The organism is Streptomyces sp. NPDC093149, assembly GCF_044754145.1.
Lineage (GTDB): Bacteria > Actinomycetota > Actinomycetes > Streptomycetales > Streptomycetaceae > Streptomyces.
Map to the genome: position 1 here is coordinate 367,673 of NZ_JBIVON010000009.1, position 16,168 is coordinate 383,840.

Genomic DNA, 16,168 nt, shown 5'->3' on the forward strand with positions numbered 1-16,168 from the left:
CCTGCCGGGCGGCGTCCGGCACGCACGCTCGCTGCGTTGTCGGGCCCGCCCGGATACGACGAGTATGGGGGCGGCCCTCCGCCTTGCGATCGCACGCACCGGACGCCGCCCGGCCCGCCCTGCGGGCGGACGACGCCACTTTCGAAACACGCCCTAGTTGCCTGCACGAGACGGAGAGGCACCGGATGCAGCACGCAGTGGGGGCCCCGCTGCCGCCGCCCCAAGGCCCCGGAAGCGGACCTGTCGGCTGGACGCACCAGGCCCGGCACCCCGGACCGCCGGGGCCGCCGCCCACCACCCCTCCCATGCCCCAGGGCTGGAGCGGACCCGCCCCGCAGCACGCCCCGTCCCCCTCCAGGGAGACCAGCGGACACGTGCAGCTGCCGCCCGGCGGCCCTGTTCCGCTGCCCGCGCCGCCCGCCGAGCCCGGCACCGGCAGCGCGACCCTCGCCGTCCTCCTGATCGGCCCCGCGGGCGCCGGCAAGACCACCGTGGCCAAGCTCTGGGCCAGCCGTCGTCGGGTCCCCACGGCCCACGTCAGCCTCGACGACGTCCGTGAGTGGGTCTGCTCCGGCTTCGCCGACCCCCAGGCCGGTTGGAACGACCACTCCGAGGCCCAGTACCGCCTCGCCCGTCGTACCTGCGGCTTCGCCGCCCGCAACTTCCTGGCCAACGGCATCTCCTGCATCCTGGACGACGCCGTCTTCCCGGACCGGCCGGTCGTCGGCCTCGGCGGGTGGAAGCGCCACGTCGGCCCCGGACTGCTGCCCGTCGTGCTGCTGCCCGGCCTGGAGATCGTGCTGGAGCGCAATGCCGCCCGCAGCGGCAACCGCCGCCTCTCGGACGAGGAGGTCGCCAGGATCCACGGCCGGATGGCCGGCTGGTACGGCTCCGGACTGCCGATCATCGACAACTCGACCTACGACGTGGAGACCACCGCCCGCGTCCTGGACGACATACTCGCCCGTTCCATAGCGAGCCCACCGGCCTGGTGAGCCCCGGACGGACGGTGGACCCGCCCCGGTGACGGGTCCGTCCGGGCCCCCGGTCGGATGCGCTGACCGAGCAGGCCCGCGCCAGCGCTCGTAGGCTCGTGACATGTCAGACGTGTACGCCGTCCGCCGCGGGCTGCTCCGCGACCGGTGCGCCGCCGTCGGATCCGCGGCCGCTCTGGTCTCCCGCCCCGCCAACGTCCGCTACCTCGCAGGCGGAGCGCCCCCCGGTGCCGTGCTGCTGCTCGGCCCCGGCGAGGACGTCCTGCTCTGTCCCGGCGAGCCGACCGGCGACCCCGCCGAAGGACGGACCGACGATCAGCTGCGGGTTTCGTCGCTGCCCGCCACCGACGGCGATCCGGCGGTCGCGGCCGCCGATCTGGCCGGCACCTCGGGTGCGGAGACCCTGGCCGTCGAGGAACACCATCTGACGGTCGCCCGCCACCGGGCCATGGGCTCGGTCGCCCCCCGGCTCCGGCTGGCCGATCTCGGAGCCACGGTCGAACAGCTGAGGGTCGTCAAGGACGAGGAGGAGATCGCCTGCCTGCGGATCGCCGCGGAGATCACCGACCAGGCCCTTGGTGAACTCCTCGAATCCATCCTGGTGGGCCGCACGGAACGGCATCTCGCCCTGGAGCTGGAGAGGCGCCTGGTGGACCACGGCGCCGACGGCCCCGCCTTCGCCACGTCGGTGGCCACCGGGCCGAACTCCGGCCAGGGCCGTCACCGGCCCTCGGACCGGCGGGTGGAGGAAGGGGATTTCCTCTCCGTCTGCCTCGGTGCGAACTATCGCGGCTACCGCTGCGAGATCGGCCGCACGTTCGTCATCGGGACGACGCCCGCCGACTGGCAGATCGAGCTCTACGACCTGGTTTTCGCCGCTCAGCGGGCCGGACGCGAGGCCCTCGTGCCCGGTGCCGCGTACCGCGATGTGGACCGCGCCGCCCGCCATCTCCTGGACTCGGCGGGTCACGGCGGGGGCCTCGCGCCCTGGACCGGGCACGGTGTGGGCCTCGAAATCGACGAGGACCCGCAGCTGGCACCTGCAGCCATGGGTAAACTGGACGCTTGTGTGCCGGTCACCGTCGAACCGGGGGTCCACCTCCCGGGCCGGGGCGGGGTCCGGATCGATGACACGCTCGTCGTGCGCCCCGAGGCGGACGGCGGACCCGAGCTACTCACCATTACGACCAAGGAGCTGCTCGCGCTCTAGCGCGCATCCTCGGTCGTTCCACCAGCTTCAGTCCAGGAGATTCCGCAACCGTGGCTTCCACGAACGACCTCAAGAACGGCCTGGTGCTCAAGCTCGACGGAGGCCAGCTCTGGTCCGTCGTCGAGTTCCAGCACGTCAAGCCCGGCAAGGGCCCGGCCTTCGTGCGCACCAAGCTCAAGAACGTGCTCTCCGGCAAGGTCGTCGACAAGACGTTCAACGCCGGCGTGAAGGTCGAAACGGCCACCATCGACCGTCGCGACATGCAGTTCTCGTACATGGACGGCGAGTACTTCGTCTTCATGGACATGGACACCTACGACCAGCTCATGGTCGACCGGAAGGCTGTCGGCGACGCCGCCAACTTCCTGATCGAGGGCTTCACCGCCTCCGTCGCCCAGTACGAGGGCGAGGTCCTCTACGTCGAGCTGCCCGCCGCCGTCGAGCTGACGGTCCAGCACACGGACCCGGGCGTCCAGGGCGACCGCTCCACCGGTGGCACCAAGCCCGCCACGCTGGAGACCGGCTACGAGATCGGCGTCCCGCTCTTCATCACCACGGGTGAGAAGATCAAGGTCGACACCCGCACCGGCGACTACCTCGGCCGGGTGAACAGCTAACCGTGGCTGCTCGGAACACGGCCCGCAAGCGTGCCTTCCAGATCCTCTTCGAGGCCGACCAGCGCGGTGAGTCCGTGCAGACGGTCCTCGCGGACTGGGTGCGGCACTCGCGGACCGACAACCGTCAGCCGCCGGTCACCGAGTACACGATGGAGCTCGTCGAGGGGTACGCGCAGTACGCGGACCGGATCGACGAGCTCATCGTGACCTACGCCGTGGACTGGGAGATCGACCGCATGCCGGTCGTCGACCGGAACATCCTGCGGCTCGGTGCGTACGAGCTGATCTGGGTGGACGGGACCCCGGACGCGGTGGTGATCGACGAGGCGGTCCAGCTCGCCAAGGAGTTCTCCACCGACGACTCCCCGTCCTTCGTGAACGGGCTGCTGGCCCGGTTCAAGGACCTCAAGCCGAATCTCCGCCGGGAGCAGTGACCCGCCGGCGGCGTTCAGCCGACGAAGGGCCCACGGTCATCCGACCGTGGGCCCTTCGGCATGGGCGTCCGACCGCCGCGTACAGAAAAGCCGTGCCGGTGCGGGCACCCGGACGGGCGACCCGCACCGGCACGGCGGCACGTTTCTCCAGAGGGCCGTCAGCCCTCTTCGTGGGCGACGGCGCGACGCGCGTCCGCGTCCAGCACGCCCCAGCTGATCAGCTGTTCCGTGAGCACGGACGGCGACTGGTCGTAGATCACGGCCAGCGTGCGCAGGTCGTCCTGGCGGATCGAGAGCACCTTGCCGTTGTAGTCACCGCGCTGGCTCTGGATCGTCGCGGCATAGCGCTGCAGCGGTCCGGCCTTCTCCGGCGGGACGTGGGCGAGGCGCTCCAGGTCCAGGACGAGCTTCGGCGGCGGCTCGGCGGCGCCGCCGGGCGTCGTACCGGGCAGGAGCTCCTGCACCGGGACCCCGTAGAAATCCGCGAGCTCGGCGAGGCGCTGCACGGTCACGGCACGGTCGCCACGCTCGTACGAACCGACCACGACGGCCTTCCAGCGGCCCTGGGACTTCTCCTCCACGCCGTGGAGGGAGAGGCCCTGCTGGGTGCGGATGGCACGGAGTTTGGCCCCGAGCTGCTTTGCGTATTCGCTGGACATAAGGCTCCCCGGACGCTGGAACATTGCGCGGCTCCGCCGCGTGGCTGGTAACTCACTGTGAGGTTACGCAGCGTTACTTGGTGCGTCAAGCCGAATGGTCCGGACCGGCACCTCCCGGGGGTGTGACCTGGGCCCGGCGCAAGCCCTGGTAACGTTGATGACGCAATTTCGACGTCCTTTAAGGTCCGTCCAGTGAGGCGGAGAAGGAGGTCCGTTTCTTATGGACGCACAGCATGAAGCCACCGGCAACGCGGCACGCCCCGTTCTGGAGGCTCCCGACATCGCCCGGGTACTGACCCGGATCGCCCACGAGATCGTCGAACGCGCCAAGGGCGCCGACGACGTGGTGCTCCTCGGCATTCCGACGCGAGGTGTCTTCATCGCCCGCCGGCTGGCCGAAAAACTCCAGGAGATCACCGGCCGGAAGATGCCGGTCGGCTCCCTCGACATCACCATGTACCGCGACGACCTGCGGCTGCGCCCGGCGCGCGCCCTGGCCCGCACCGACATCCCCGGCGAGGGCATCGAGGGCCGTCTGGTCGTCCTCGTCGACGACGTCCTGTTCTCGGGCCGCACGATCCGCGCCGCGCTCGACGCGCTGGGCGACATCGGCCGCCCCCGCGCGGTGCAGCTCGCGGTCCTCGTCGACCGCGGTCACCGCGAACTTCCGATCCGTGCCGACTACGTCGGCAAGAACCTCCCCACGTCGCTGCGGGAAACGGTCAAGGTCCAGCTCGCCGAGGAGGACGGCCGTGACGCCGTGCTGCTCGGTGCCCAACGGACCGCCCCGGCGTACGAGCAGTAGCCGCAGCACACCCGTACGGGCGACGTCGAGCCCGTAGGGCGGCTTCCGCACGCCCGCATGCCTGAATCCTCCAGCCCTCCGGAGAACACCCAGATGAAGCGTCACCTCATCTCGGCCGCCGACCTCACCCGCGACGACGCCGTCCTGATCCTCGACACCGCCGAGGAGATGGCACGGGTCGCGGACCGGCCGATCAAGAAGCTCCCGACCCTGCGCGGCCGTACCGTCGTCAACCTCTTCTTCGAGGACTCGACGCGTACCCGCATCTCCTTCGAGGCCGCCGCCAAGCGCCTCTCCGCCGATGTCATCAACTTCTCCGCGAAGGGCTCGTCCGTCTCCAAGGGCGAGTCGCTCAAGGACACCGCGCTGACCCTGGAGGCGATGGGCGCCGACGCCGTCGTCATCCGGCACGGCGCATCCGGCGCCCCGTACCGCCTGGCCACCTCCGGCTGGATCGACGGCGCCGTCGTCAATGCCGGTGACGGCACCCACGAGCACCCCACCCAGGCCCTCCTGGACGCCTTCACCATGCGCCGCCGCCTCGTCGGGGCCGACGCAGGTCTCGGCCGGGACCTCGAAGGCCGCCGGATCACCATCGTCGGCGACATCCTGCACAGCCGGGTGGCCCGCTCCAACGTCCACCTGCTGACCACGCTCGGCGCCCACGTCACTCTGGTGGCCCCGCCGACCCTCGTCCCGGTCGGCGTCGAGCAGTGGCCGTGCGAGGTCAGCTACGGCCTCGACGAGGTGCTGCCGAAGTCCGACGCGGTGATGATGCTCCGTGTACAGCGCGAACGGATGAACGCCGCGTACTTCCCGACCGAGCGCGAGTACTCCCGCCGCTACGGCCTGGACGGCGACCGCATGGCGAAGATGCCCGGGAACGCGATCGTCATGCACCCCGGCCCGATGGTCCGCGGCATGGAGATCACCGCCGAGGTCGCGGACTCCGACCGGTGCACGGCCGTCGAGCAGGTGGCCAACGGCGTCTCGATCCGCATGGCCGTCCTGTACCTGCTGCTGGGCGGCTACGAGTCCGCCGCCCCGGCCCACCCGTCGCCCGCCTCCCGTACCGAGGAGAACAAGTAATCATGAGCAAGATCCTTATCCGCGGCGCGAAGGTCCTCGGCGGCGAGGCCCAGGACGTCCTGATCGACGGCGAGACCATCGCGGCGGTCGGCACCGGACTGGACACCGGCGACGCGACCGTCGTCGAGGCCGCGGGCCAGATCCTGCTGCCCGGCCTCGTCGACCTCCACACCCACCTGCGCGAGCCCGGCCGCGAGGACTCCGAGACCGTCCTCACCGGGACCAAGGCCGCGGCCGTCGGCGGCTTCACCGCCGTGCACGCCATGGCCAACACCTTCCCGGTCGCCGACACCGCCGGTGTCGTCGAGCAGGTCTGGCGGCTCGGCAAGGAGTCCGGCTACTGCGACGTGCAGCCGATCGGCGCCGTCACCGTCGGACTGGAGGGCAAGAAGCTCGCCGAGCTCGGCGCCATGCACGATTCGGCCGCCGGAGTGAAGGTCTTCTCCGACGACGGCAAGTGCGTCGACGACGCGGTGATCATGCGCCGGGCGCTGGAGTACGTGAAGGCGTTCGACGGCGTGGTCGCCCAGCACGCCCAGGAGCCCCGCCTCACCGAGGGCGCCCAGATGAACGAGGGCGTCGTCTCCGCGGAACTCGGTCTCGGCGGCTGGCCCGCCGTCGCCGAGGAGTCGATCATCGCCCGCGACGTCCTGCTGGCCGCCCACGTCGGATCCCGGGTGCACATCTGCCACCTGTCGACCGCCGGCTCCGTCGAGATCGTCCGCTGGGCCAAGTCCAAGGGCTGGAACGTCACCGCCGAGGTCACCCCGCACCACCTGCTCCTCACGGACGAGCTCGTACGGTCCTACGACCCGGTCTACAAGGTGAACCCGCCGCTGCGCACCGAGGCCGACGTCACGGCCCTGCGCGAGGCGCTCGCGGACGGCACCATCGACTGCGTCGCCACCGACCACGCCCCGCACCCGCACGAGGACAAGGACTGCGAGTGGGCCGCCGCCGCCATGGGCATGGTGGGGCTGGAGACCGCGCTCTCGGTCGTCCAGCAGACGATGGTCGACACCGGCCTCATCGACTGGGCGGGCGTCGCCGACCGGATGTCGTTCCGCCCGGCCGCGATCGGTCGTCTCGACGGACACGGCCGGCCCGTCTCGGCGGGTGAGCCGGCCAACCTCACCCTGGTCGATCCGGCATACCGTGGTGTCGTGGACCCCGCAGGCTTCGCCTCCCGCAGCCGCAACACTCCGTACGAGGGTCGCGAGCTGCCGGGCCGAGTCACCCACACCTTCCTGCGGGGCCGTGCCACGGTCGTCGACGGGAAGCTCGCGTGACATCACTCACCCCCCTGTACCTCCAGCTCGCCGCCGAGCAGAAGTCGGCCGAAGTGACCGACTGGTCCGCTCGCATCAGCTGGGTCGTCGGACTGCTCGTCCTCATCGCCTTCGTCTACTGGCTGATGCGCCAGGGATGGAAGTGGCGGGGGAGCCTCCAGTCCGATCTGCCGGAACTCGACTCCACCCCCGAGGGGTTCGCGGACGGCGAGCCGCTGCTGACGCTGACCGGCCGGTACCACGCCTCGACGACCGCCGGGCAGTGGCTCGACCGCATCGTCGCACACGGCCTCGGCACCCGCAGCCGTGTCGAGCTCACCCTGACCGACCAGGGCCTCGACGTCGTACGCCCTGGGGCTGCCGACTTCTTCGTACCGGCCGCCGCCCTGCGCGAGGCCCGGCTCGACAAGGGCATCGCCGGCAAGGTCCTCCCCGAGGGCGGCCTGCTGATCATCACCTGGGCGCACGGCGACAAGCTGATCGACTCCGGCTTCCGCTCCGACCGCTCGGCCGAGCACCCGGCCTGGGTCGAGGCCATCAACCATCTCACCAGCACTACGGAAGGCACCGCACGATGACGATCTCCACCCGGGGAGCCGCCAAAGCTCCCGCCGTACTCGTCCTGGAGGACGGTCGCGCCTTCCGCGGCCGGGCCTACGGGGCCGTGGGGGAGACCTTCGGCGAGGCGGTGTTCTCCACCGGCATGACCGGCTACCAGGAGACGCTGACCGACCCCTCGTACCACCGCCAGGTCGTCGTGATGACCGCTCCGCACGTCGGCAACACCGGTGTGAACGACGAGGACCCCGAGTCCGGACGGATCTGGGTCTCCGGCTACGTCGTCCGCGACCCCGCCCGGGTGCCGTCCAACTGGCGCTCGCGGCGCTCGCTCGACGAGGAGCTGGAGCGCCAGGGAGTCGTCGGCATCAGCGGCATCGACACCCGCGCCCTCACCCGCCACCTGCGCGAGCGCGGCGCCATGCGCGTCGGCATCTTCTCCGGTGACGCCCTGGCCGACGAGGCCACGCTGCTGGCCCGCGTCCAGCAGGCCCCCGAGATGGTGGGCGCCGACCTCTCCGCCGAGGTCGCCACCAAGGAGGCGTACGTCGTCCCCGCGATCGGCACGAAGAAGTTCACCGTCGCCGCGATCGACCTCGGCATCAAGGGCATGACCCCGCACCGGATGGCCGAACGCGGCATCGAGGTGCACGTGCTGCCCGCCACCGCCACCCTGGAGGACGTGTACGCGGTCCAGCCCGACGGCGTCTTCTTCTCCAACGGCCCCGGCGACCCGGCCACCGCCGACCACCCGGTCTCCGTCATGCAGGGCGTCCTGGAGCGCAGGACGCCGCTCTTCGGCATCTGCTTCGGCAACCAGATCCTGGGCCGCGCCCTCGGCTTCGGCACGTACAAGCTGAAGTACGGCCACCGCGGCATCAACCAGCCGGTGCAGGACCGCACGACCGGCAAGGTCGAGGTGACCGCGCACAACCACGGCTTCGCCGTCGACGCCCCGCTGGACAAGGTGTCGGACACGAAGTTCGGCCGCGCCGAGGTCTCCCACGTCTGCCTGAACGACCAGGTCGTCGAGGGGCTGCAGCTCCTCGACCAGCCTGCCTTCAGCGTCCAGTACCACCCCGAAGCGGCAGCGGGCCCGCACGACGCCGCGTACCTCTTCGACCGCTTCGTATCCCTGATGGAGGGCCAGCGTGCCTAAGCGCTCCGATATCCAGTCCGTCCTGGTCATCGGCTCCGGCCCGATCGTCATCGGGCAGGCCGCCGAGTTCGACTACTCCGGCACCCAGGCCTGCCGCGTCCTCAAGGCCGAGGGCCTGCGCGTCATCCTGGTCAACTCCAACCCGGCGACGATCATGACCGACCCGGAGATCGCCGACGCCACATACGTCGAGCCGATCACCCCCGAGTTCGTCGAGAAGATCATCGCCAAGGAGCGCCCCGACGCGCTGCTCCCCACCCTCGGCGGCCAGACCGCCCTCAACACCGCGATCTCGATGCACGAGAACGGCGTCCTGGACAAGTACGGCGTCGAGCTCATCGGCGCCAACGTCGAGGCCATCAACAAGGGTGAGGACCGCGACCTCTTCAAGGGTGTCGTCGAGGCCGTCAACGCCAAGATCGGCCACGGCGAGTCCGCCCGCTCGGTCATCTGCCACTCCATGGACGACGTCCTGGCGGGCGTCGAGACGCTCGGCGGCTACCCCGTGGTCGTCCGCCCCTCCTTCACCATGGGCGGCGCCGGCTCCGGCTTCGCCCACGACGAGGACGAGCTGCGCCGCATCGCCGGTCAGGGCCTCACGCTCTCCCCGACCACCGAGGTGCTCCTGGAGGAGTCCATCCTCGGCTGGAAGGAGTACGAGCTGGAGCTGATGCGTGACAAGAACGACAACGTCGTGGTCGTCTGCTCCATCGAGAACTTCGACCCGATGGGCGTCCACACGGGTGACTCGATCACCGTCGCCCCGGCGATGACGCTCACCGACCGCGAGTACCAGCGCCTGCGCGACATCGGCATCGCGATCATCCGCGAGGTCGGTGTCGACACCGGCGGCTGCAACATCCAGTTCGCCATCGACCCGACCGACGGCCGGGTCATCGTGATCGAGATGAACCCGCGCGTCTCCCGCTCGTCGGCGCTCGCCTCGAAGGCCACCGGCTTCCCGATCGCCAAGATCGCCGCCAAGCTGGCCGTCGGCTACACGCTCGACGAGATCCCGAACGACATCACCGAGAAGACCCCCGCCTCCTTCGAGCCGACCCTCGACTACGTCGTGGTCAAGGCCCCGCGGTTCGCCTTCGAGAAGTTCCCCTCCGCCGACTCCACCCTCACCACCACCATGAAGTCGGTGGGCGAGGCCATGGCGATCGGCCGGAACTTCACCGAGGCCCTCCAGAAGGCGCTGCGCTCCCTGGAGAAGAAGGGCTCGCAGTTCTCCTTCACCGGTGAGCCCGGCGACAAGGCCGAGCTGCTGGCCGAGGCGGTCCGCCCCACCGACGGCCGGATCAACACCGTCATGCAGGCGATCCGGGCCGGCGCCACCCAGGAAGAGGTCTTCGACGCAACGAAGATCGACCCCTGGTTCGTCGACCAGCTCTTCCTGATCAAGGAGATCGCCGACGAGCTGGCCGACGCCGACGAACTCGGTGCCGAACTGCTCGCCGAGGCCAAGCGACACGGCTTCTCCGACGCCCAGATCGCCGACATCCGCAGCCTGCGCGAGGACGTCGTACGCGAGGTGCGGCACGCGCTCGGCATCCGCCCGGTCTACAAGACCGTCGACACCTGTGCCGCCGAGTTCGCCGCGAAGACGCCGTACTTCTACTCCAGTTACGACGAGGAGACCGAGGTCGCGTCCCGCGCCAAGCCGGCGGTGATCATCCTCGGCTCCGGCCCCAACCGCATCGGCCAGGGCATCGAGTTCGACTACTCCTGCGTCCATGCCTCCTTCGCGCTGAGCGACGCGGGCTACGAGACCGTGATGGTCAACTGCAACCCGGAGACCGTCTCCACCGACTACGACACCTCCGACCGCCTGTACTTCGAGCCGCTGACGCTCGAGGACGTGCTGGAGATCGTGCACGCCGAGTCCCTCGCGGGCCCGGTGGCCGGGGTCGTCGTCCAGCTCGGCGGTCAGACCCCGCTGGGTCTGTCGCAGGCGCTCAAGGACAACGGTGTGCCGGTGGTCGGTACGTCCCCGGAGGCGATCCACGCCGCCGAGGACCGCGGCGCCTTCGGCCGCGTCCTGGCCGAGGCCGGACTGCCCGCGCCGAAGCACGGCACCGCCACCACCTTCGACGAGGCCAAGGCCATCGCCGACGAGATCGGCTACCCCGTCCTCGTACGCCCCAGCTACGTGCTCGGCGGCCGCGGCATGGAGATCGTGTACGACGAGGCGCGGCTCTCCTCGTACATCGCCGAGTCCACCGAGATCAGCCCCACCCGGCCGGTCCTGGTCGACCGCTTCCTCGACGACGCGATCGAGATCGACGTCGACGCGCTCTACGACGGCACCGAGCTCTACCTCGGCGGCGTCATGGAGCACATCGAGGAGGCCGGTATCCACTCCGGCGACTCCGCCTGCGCACTGCCCCCGATCACGCTCGGCGGCTACGACATCAAGCGGCTGCGCGCCTCCACCGAGGGCATCGCCAAGGGTGTCGGCGTTCGCGGACTGATCAACATCCAGTTCGCGCTCTCCGGCGACATCCTGTACGTCCTGGAGGCCAACCCGCGCGCCTCCCGGACCGTCCCCTTCACCTCGAAGGCGACCGCGGTCCCGCTCGCCAAGGCCGCCGCCCGGATCTCGCTGGGCGCGACCATCGCCGAGCTGCGCGCGGAGGGCCTGCTCCCGGCGAACGGCGACGGCGGCACCCTGCCGCTCGACGCGCCGATCTCGGTCAAGGAGGCCGTCATGCCGTGGTCGCGCTTCCGCGACATCCACGGCCGCGGCGTCGACACGGTCCTCGGCCCGGAGATGCGTTCCACCGGCGAGGTCATGGGCATCGACTCGGTCTTCGGCACGGCGTACGCCAAGTCGCAGGCCGGTGCCTACGGCCCGCTGCCCACCAAGGGCCGCGCCTTCATCTCGGTCGCCAACCGCGACAAGCGCTCGATGATCTTCCCGGCGCGCGAACTCGTCGCCCACGGCTTCGAGCTGCTCGCCACCTCCGGCACCGCCGAGGTCCTCAAGCGCAACGGCATCAACGCCACGGTCGTGCGCAAGCAGTCGGAGGGCGTGGGCCCGCAGGGCGAGAAGACCATCGTCCAGCTGATCCACGGCGGCGAGGTCGACCTGATCGTCAACACGCCGTACGGAACCGGTGGCCGTCTCGACGGCTACGAGATCCGTACCGCTGCCGTGGCCCGGTCCGTGCCGTGCCTGACGACGGTCCAGGCGCTCGCCGCCGCCGTGCAGGGCATCGACGCGCTCACCCACGGAGGCGTCGACGTCCGATCGCTCCAGGAACACGCGGAACATCTGACCGCGGCCCGCGACTAGGGCGCGTTTCGAAAGGAGCGTCGTCCGCCCGCAGGGCGGGCCGGGCGGCGTCCGGTGCGTGCGATCGCAAGCCGGAGGGTCACCCCGATACCGGTCGTATCGGGGCGGGCCCGACAACGCAGCGAGCGTGCGTGCCGGACGCCGCCCGGCAGGCGGGACTCGAAACACGCCCTGGTTCCCCTCCCGGCAGGCTTTGCCCCGTCGCGCCGTCCAGCACGCACGCTCGCGGCGTCGGCCAAAAGTCCTGGTAGCTCCGCTGCAAGGACTTCCGGCCGCCTTGCGATCGCACGCACTGGACGACACTCCTCACGGGGCAAACATTGCCAGTCACGGCACCAGCAGCAGGCAGGGGGACACCGGAACCGGTGTCCCCCTCTTCGTGAGGACACCGAGGACACCCCGATGTACAAATTCTTCTTCCGACTGGTCTTCAAGTGGATGGACCCGGAGTGGGCGCACCACCTGGCCTTCCGCTGGATCCGTCTCGCCGCCCGCATCCCCGTGCTGCGCACCTTCGTCGCCGCGGTGCTCGCCCCCCGTCACAAGGAGCTGCGCACCGAGGCCCTCGGCCTGCGCATGCACGGCCCCTTCGGCCTCGCCGCCGGCTTCGACAAGAACGCCATGGCGATCGACGGCATGGCGATGCTCGGCTTCGATCACGTCGAGATCGGCACGGTCACCGGCGAACCGCAGCCCGGCAACCCCAAGAAACGCCTCTTCCGCCTCCTCGCGGACCGCGCGCTGATCAACCGCATGGGCTTCAACAACGAGGGCTCGGCCGCAGTGGCCGAGCGCCTGGGCGCCCGCAGGCCGGTCTTCAGGACCACGGTCGGCGTCAACATCGGCAAGACGAAGGTCGTGCCGGAGGCCGAAGCGGTCGGCGACTACGTGAAGTCCACCGAGCGCCTCGCCGCCCACGCCGACTACCTTGTCGTGAACGTCTCCTCGCCCAACACCCCGGGCCTGCGCAATCTCCAGGCCACCGAGGCGCTCCGGCCCCTGCTCGGCGCGGTGCGCGAGGCAGCCGACCGGACGGTCACCGGCCGACGGGTCCCCCTGCTCGTGAAGATCGCTCCCGATCTCGCGGACGAGGACGTCGACGCGGTCGCCGACCTCGCGGTCGAGCTGGGTCTGGACGGCATCATCGCCACCAACACCACCATCGCCCGGGACGGCCTGGGCCTGAAGTCCTCGCCGTCCCTGGTCAAGGAGACCGGCGGGCTGTCCGGCGCACCTCTCAAGGCACGGTCCCTGGAGGTCCTGAGCCGCCTGTACGCGCGGGTGGGCGACCGGCTCACCCTGGTCGGTGTCGGAGGCATCGAGAACGCCGAGGACGCCTGGCAGCGCATCCTCGCCGGGGCCACCCTCGTCCAGGGCTACAGCGCCTTCATCTACGAGGGACCGTTCTACGCCAGGGCGATCCACAAGGGTCTGGCCGCACGCCTGGCCGCCTCCCCGTACGCGACCCTCGCCGAAGCCGTCGGCGCAGAAACCAGAAAGGCCACCACATGATCCCGGAACCGTTCGGCGCACGCCTGCGCCGCGCCATGGACACCCGCGGGCCGCTCTGCGTCGGCATCGACCCGCACGCCTCGCTGCTCACCGCCTGGGGCCTGAACGACGACGTGACGGGGCTGGAGCGCTTCACGCGCACGGTCGTCGAGGCACTGGCGGACCGGGTCGCCGTGCTCAAGCCGCAGTCCGCGTTCTTCGAGCGGTTCGGCTCGCGCGGCATCGCGGTCCTGGAGAAGGCCGTCGAGGAGGCGCGGGCGGCCGGCGCACTCGTTCTGATGGACGCCAAGCGCGGTGACATCGGCTCCACCATGGGTGCCTACGCGGCGACCTATCTGGACCAGGACTCGCCGCTGTTCTCGGACGCGGTCACCGTCTCGCCGTACCTGGGCTTCGGCTCGCTGCGCCCGGCGCTCGACGCGGCGGTGCTGTCCGGTGCGGGAGTCTTCGTGCTCGCCCTCACCTCCAACCCGGAGGGCGCGGAGGTGCAGCGTGCCACTGCCGCCGACGGCCGGCCGCTGGCCCAGCTGATGCTCGACCACATGGCCGCCGAGAACGAGGGGGCGACGCCGCTCGGCTCCGTCGGCGCGGTGGTCGGAGCCACGCTCGGGGACGCGGGTGTGAATCTCGCCATCAACGGCCCGCTGCTCGCCCCCGGGATCGGCGCGCAGGGCGCGACGCCCGCGGATCTGCCGGGGGTCTTCGGCGACGCGGTGGGCAACGTACTGCCCAGTGTGAGCCGCGGCGTGCTGAGCCGGGGGCCGGACGCGGCGGGGTTGCGCGCGGCCGCCGATCGGCTCACGGACGAGGTCCGGACGGCCGTCGCGGGCGGGTGACCGGGCCGCGTCCACGGCGTGTTGACTGAATCCTGACCAAAAAACTCGGTTGTTATGCCTGAAATGTCCTGGTCGGGCAAGGCTGACCAGGACTTTTCGTTGGTTCTCGCTGACTCGGGCGGCCTTGGCCGCTAGTCTCCGTCGAGAGCCGACGTACACAAGTTGTCCGTCGCTCACCTGGTGTGGAGCGTCCAGCTTCCTCACCGGTCCGTATCCGACAGATCGACATCCGAGGTGACGTAGGCGTGGCTCTTCCGCCCCTTACCCCTGAACAGCGCGCAGCCGCGCTCGAAAAGGCCGCCGCGGCTCGCCGGGAGCGGGCCGAGGTCAAGAATCGACTCAAGCACTCCGGCGCCTCCCTCCACGAGGTCATCAAGCAGGGCCAGGAGAACGACGTCATCGGAAAGATGAAGGTCTCCGCCCTCCTGGAGTCCCTGCCGGGCGTGGGCAAGGTCCGCGCCAAGCAGATCATGGAGCGGCTCGGCATCTCCGAGAGCCGCCGGGTCCGGGGTCTGGGCTCCAACCAGATCGCATCCCTGGAGCGTGAGTTCGGCAGCAAGGCGGCCTGACGTTCTCGGGCACGCCCGAGAACCTGGATAATCGCTCCATGGCTGCAACATCCCGGGGGACGTCCCCCGTACCCCCGGACGTACGTCCGCGGCTGACCGTGCTCTCCGGCCCCTCGGGGGTCGGCAAGAGCACGGTCGTCGCCCATATGCGCAAGGCCCACCCCGAGGTATGGCTCTCGGTGTCGGCGACGACCCGCAAGCCGCGCCCCGGCGAGCGCAACGGTGTCCACTACTTCTTCGTGGACAACGACGAGTTCGACAAGCTGATCGCCAATGGTGAGCTGCTGGAGTGGGCCGAGTTCGCCGGCAACCGGTACGGCACGCCGCGCCGCGCCGTGCTCGACCGCCTGGAGGCGGGCGAGCCGGTGCTGCTGGAGATCGATCTCCAGGGCGCGCGGCTGGTCCGGCAGTCGATGTCGGACGCCCGGCTCGTCTTCCTGGCCCCGCCGAGCTGGGAGGAACTGGTGCGCCGGCTCACCGGCCGGGGCACCGAGTCCGCCGAGGTGATCGAGCGCCGGCTCGCCGCCGCCCGGATCGAACTGGCCGCCGAGTCCGAGTTCGATACGACACTGGTCAACACCTCCGTCGAGGACGTGGCGCGTGAGCTGCTAGCCTTGATGCTGGATTCCTCCGGCCACCGCACGGGCAGCGACTGACGCAGCCGGCACGGGCGGTATCACGGAGTTCCGCACTGTCAAAGGTTTCTTTGATCTTTACCCCCTTCGGAAGGCAGAGAGTGTCCTCTTCCATCACCACGCCCGAGGGCATCATCAACCCGCCGATTGATGAGCTCCTTGAGGCCACCGACTCGAAGTACAGCCTCGTGATCTACGCCGCCAAGCGCGCGCGTCAGATCAACGCGTACTACTCGCAGCTCGGCGAAGGTCTCCTGGAGTACGTCGGTCCGCTCGTCGACACCCACGTGCACGAGAAGCCGCTCTCGATCGCGCTCCGCGAGATCAACGCGGGCCTGCTCACCTCCGAGGCCATCGAGGGCCCCGCGCAGTAAGCAGGAGTTCCACCTTCACCACAGGCCCGGCGGCCGCGACCGCCGGGCCTGTGGTGTGTCCGGGGCGACAGCAACGGGCCGGGGGCGGTGAGGCAGCATGGGGGTGTTCGTATCCGAGTGCGGGGA

16 protein-coding genes are annotated in these 16,168 nt (G+C 70.3%); 15 read left to right on the forward strand and 1 reads right to left on the reverse strand.

The genetic code is table 11. The features are described 5' to 3' along the window. Window positions 1–185: 185 nt before the first annotated feature. The 4 genes from ACIQCZ_RS27120 (at window position 186) to nusB (ending at window position 3,256) form a co-directional block, all read left to right on the forward strand. Complete coding sequence (locus ACIQCZ_RS27120) at window positions 186–995, forward strand: Pro-rich N-terminal domain-containing protein (RefSeq protein WP_402285571.1); 810 nt, start codon at window positions 186–188, stop codon at window positions 993–995. 103 nt (window positions 996–1,098) lie between these two features. Continuing rightward, a complete protein-coding gene (locus tag ACIQCZ_RS27125; protein ID WP_402285574.1) occupies window positions 1,099–2,205 on the forward strand; it encodes an aminopeptidase P family protein in 1,107 nt (368 codons plus the stop codon). A gap of 50 nt (window positions 2,206–2,255) precedes the next feature. Continuing rightward, complete coding sequence (gene efp / locus ACIQCZ_RS27130) at window positions 2,256–2,822, forward strand: elongation factor P (protein WP_361443928.1); 567 nt, start codon at window positions 2,256–2,258, stop codon at window positions 2,820–2,822. 2 nt (window positions 2,823–2,824) lie between these two features. Beyond that, a complete protein-coding gene (nusB, locus tag ACIQCZ_RS27135) occupies window positions 2,825–3,256 on the forward strand; it encodes a transcription antitermination factor NusB (RefSeq protein WP_402285576.1) in 432 nt (143 codons plus the stop codon). Between the two features lie 158 nt (window positions 3,257–3,414). Here nusB and bldD read toward each other — a convergent pair whose 3' ends face one another. Continuing rightward, window positions 3,415–3,915, reverse strand: coding sequence for a transcriptional regulator BldD (gene bldD / locus ACIQCZ_RS27140; RefSeq protein ID WP_014044812.1), 501 nt, complete (start codon window positions 3,913–3,915; stop codon window positions 3,415–3,417). 220 nt (window positions 3,916–4,135) lie between these two features. On the opposite strand from bldD, the gene pyrR reads away from it, so the two are divergent. The 11 genes from pyrR to rpoZ all read left to right on the forward strand — a co-directional run bounded on the left by pyrR (window position 4,136) and on the right by rpoZ (window position 16,042). Further along, the gene (gene pyrR, locus ACIQCZ_RS27145) at window positions 4,136–4,720 is read left to right on the forward strand and encodes a bifunctional pyr operon transcriptional regulator/uracil phosphoribosyltransferase PyrR (protein ID WP_402285579.1); all 585 of its coding nucleotides are present in this window, start codon (window positions 4,136–4,138) and stop codon (window positions 4,718–4,720) included. A 93-nt stretch (window positions 4,721–4,813) separates the two neighbouring features. After that, on the forward strand, window positions 4,814–5,809 hold the full coding sequence (locus tag ACIQCZ_RS27150; RefSeq protein ID WP_351083580.1) for an aspartate carbamoyltransferase catalytic subunit: 996 nt from the start codon (window positions 4,814–4,816) through the stop codon (window positions 5,807–5,809). Between the two features lie 2 nt (window positions 5,810–5,811). Then, entirely contained in the window at window positions 5,812–7,098 is a 1,287-nt protein-coding gene (locus tag ACIQCZ_RS27155; RefSeq protein WP_402285581.1) for a dihydroorotase, read from the forward strand. Next, window positions 7,095–7,676 (forward strand): hypothetical protein, encoded by a 582-nt coding sequence (locus ACIQCZ_RS27160; RefSeq protein ID WP_376283961.1) that lies wholly within the window; start codon window positions 7,095–7,097, stop codon window positions 7,674–7,676. The genes ACIQCZ_RS27155 and ACIQCZ_RS27160 overlap by 4 nt, the downstream gene beginning before the upstream one ends. Continuing rightward, window positions 7,673–8,815, forward strand: a complete 1,143-nt coding sequence (gene carA / locus ACIQCZ_RS27165) for a glutamine-hydrolyzing carbamoyl-phosphate synthase small subunit (protein WP_402285584.1) — start codon at window positions 7,673–7,675, stop codon at window positions 8,813–8,815. The genes ACIQCZ_RS27160 and carA overlap by 4 nt, the downstream gene beginning before the upstream one ends. Next, on the forward strand, window positions 8,808–12,116 hold the full coding sequence (gene carB / locus ACIQCZ_RS27170) for a carbamoyl-phosphate synthase large subunit (RefSeq protein WP_402285587.1): 3,309 nt from the start codon (window positions 8,808–8,810) through the stop codon (window positions 12,114–12,116). Before carA ends, carB begins: the two co-directional genes overlap by 8 nt. A 402-nt stretch (window positions 12,117–12,518) precedes the next feature. After that, window positions 12,519–13,628, forward strand: coding sequence for a quinone-dependent dihydroorotate dehydrogenase (locus ACIQCZ_RS27175; protein ID WP_402285589.1), 1,110 nt, complete (start codon window positions 12,519–12,521; stop codon window positions 13,626–13,628). Continuing rightward, a complete protein-coding gene (pyrF, locus tag ACIQCZ_RS27180) occupies window positions 13,625–14,464 on the forward strand; it encodes an orotidine-5'-phosphate decarboxylase (RefSeq protein ID WP_402285592.1) in 840 nt (279 codons plus the stop codon). Before ACIQCZ_RS27175 ends, pyrF begins: the two co-directional genes overlap by 4 nt. A 245-nt stretch (window positions 14,465–14,709) precedes the next feature. After that, on the forward strand, window positions 14,710–15,033 hold the full coding sequence (locus ACIQCZ_RS27185; RefSeq protein WP_099197641.1) for an integration host factor: 324 nt from the start codon (window positions 14,710–14,712) through the stop codon (window positions 15,031–15,033). 38 nt (window positions 15,034–15,071) lie between these two features. Further along, complete coding sequence (gene gmk, locus ACIQCZ_RS27190) at window positions 15,072–15,689, forward strand: guanylate kinase (RefSeq protein ID WP_376283968.1); 618 nt, start codon at window positions 15,072–15,074, stop codon at window positions 15,687–15,689. An 80-nt stretch (window positions 15,690–15,769) separates the two neighbouring features. Next, a complete protein-coding gene (gene rpoZ, locus ACIQCZ_RS27195; RefSeq protein ID WP_003970369.1) occupies window positions 15,770–16,042 on the forward strand; it encodes a DNA-directed RNA polymerase subunit omega in 273 nt (90 codons plus the stop codon). Window positions 16,043–16,168 lie beyond the last annotated feature (126 nt).

Bases quoted from the DNA above. Each gene is read 5' to 3' on its own strand.
- ACIQCZ_RS27120 (WP_402285571.1), top strand. From the start codon at position 186: ATGCAGCACGCAGTGGGGGCCCCGCTGCCGCCGCCCCAAGGCCCCGGA.
- ACIQCZ_RS27125 (WP_402285574.1), top strand. From the start codon at position 1,099: ATGTCAGACGTGTACGCCGTCCGCCGCGGGCTGCTCCGCGACCGGTGC.
- bldD (WP_014044812.1), bottom strand. From the start codon at position 3,915: ATGTCCAGCGAATACGCAAAGCAGCTCGGGGCCAAACTCCGTGCCATC.
- pyrR (WP_402285579.1), top strand. From the start codon at position 4,136: ATGGACGCACAGCATGAAGCCACCGGCAACGCGGCACGCCCCGTTCTG.
- ACIQCZ_RS27150 (WP_351083580.1), top strand. From the start codon at position 4,814: ATGAAGCGTCACCTCATCTCGGCCGCCGACCTCACCCGCGACGACGCC.
- ACIQCZ_RS27155 (WP_402285581.1), top strand. From the start codon at position 5,812: ATGAGCAAGATCCTTATCCGCGGCGCGAAGGTCCTCGGCGGCGAGGCC.
- carA (WP_402285584.1), top strand. From the start codon at position 7,673: ATGACGATCTCCACCCGGGGAGCCGCCAAAGCTCCCGCCGTACTCGTC.
- ACIQCZ_RS27175 (WP_402285589.1), top strand. From the start codon at position 12,519: ATGTACAAATTCTTCTTCCGACTGGTCTTCAAGTGGATGGACCCGGAG.
- pyrF (WP_402285592.1), top strand. From the start codon at position 13,625: ATGATCCCGGAACCGTTCGGCGCACGCCTGCGCCGCGCCATGGACACC.
- gmk (WP_376283968.1), top strand. From the start codon at position 15,072: ATGGCTGCAACATCCCGGGGGACGTCCCCCGTACCCCCGGACGTACGT.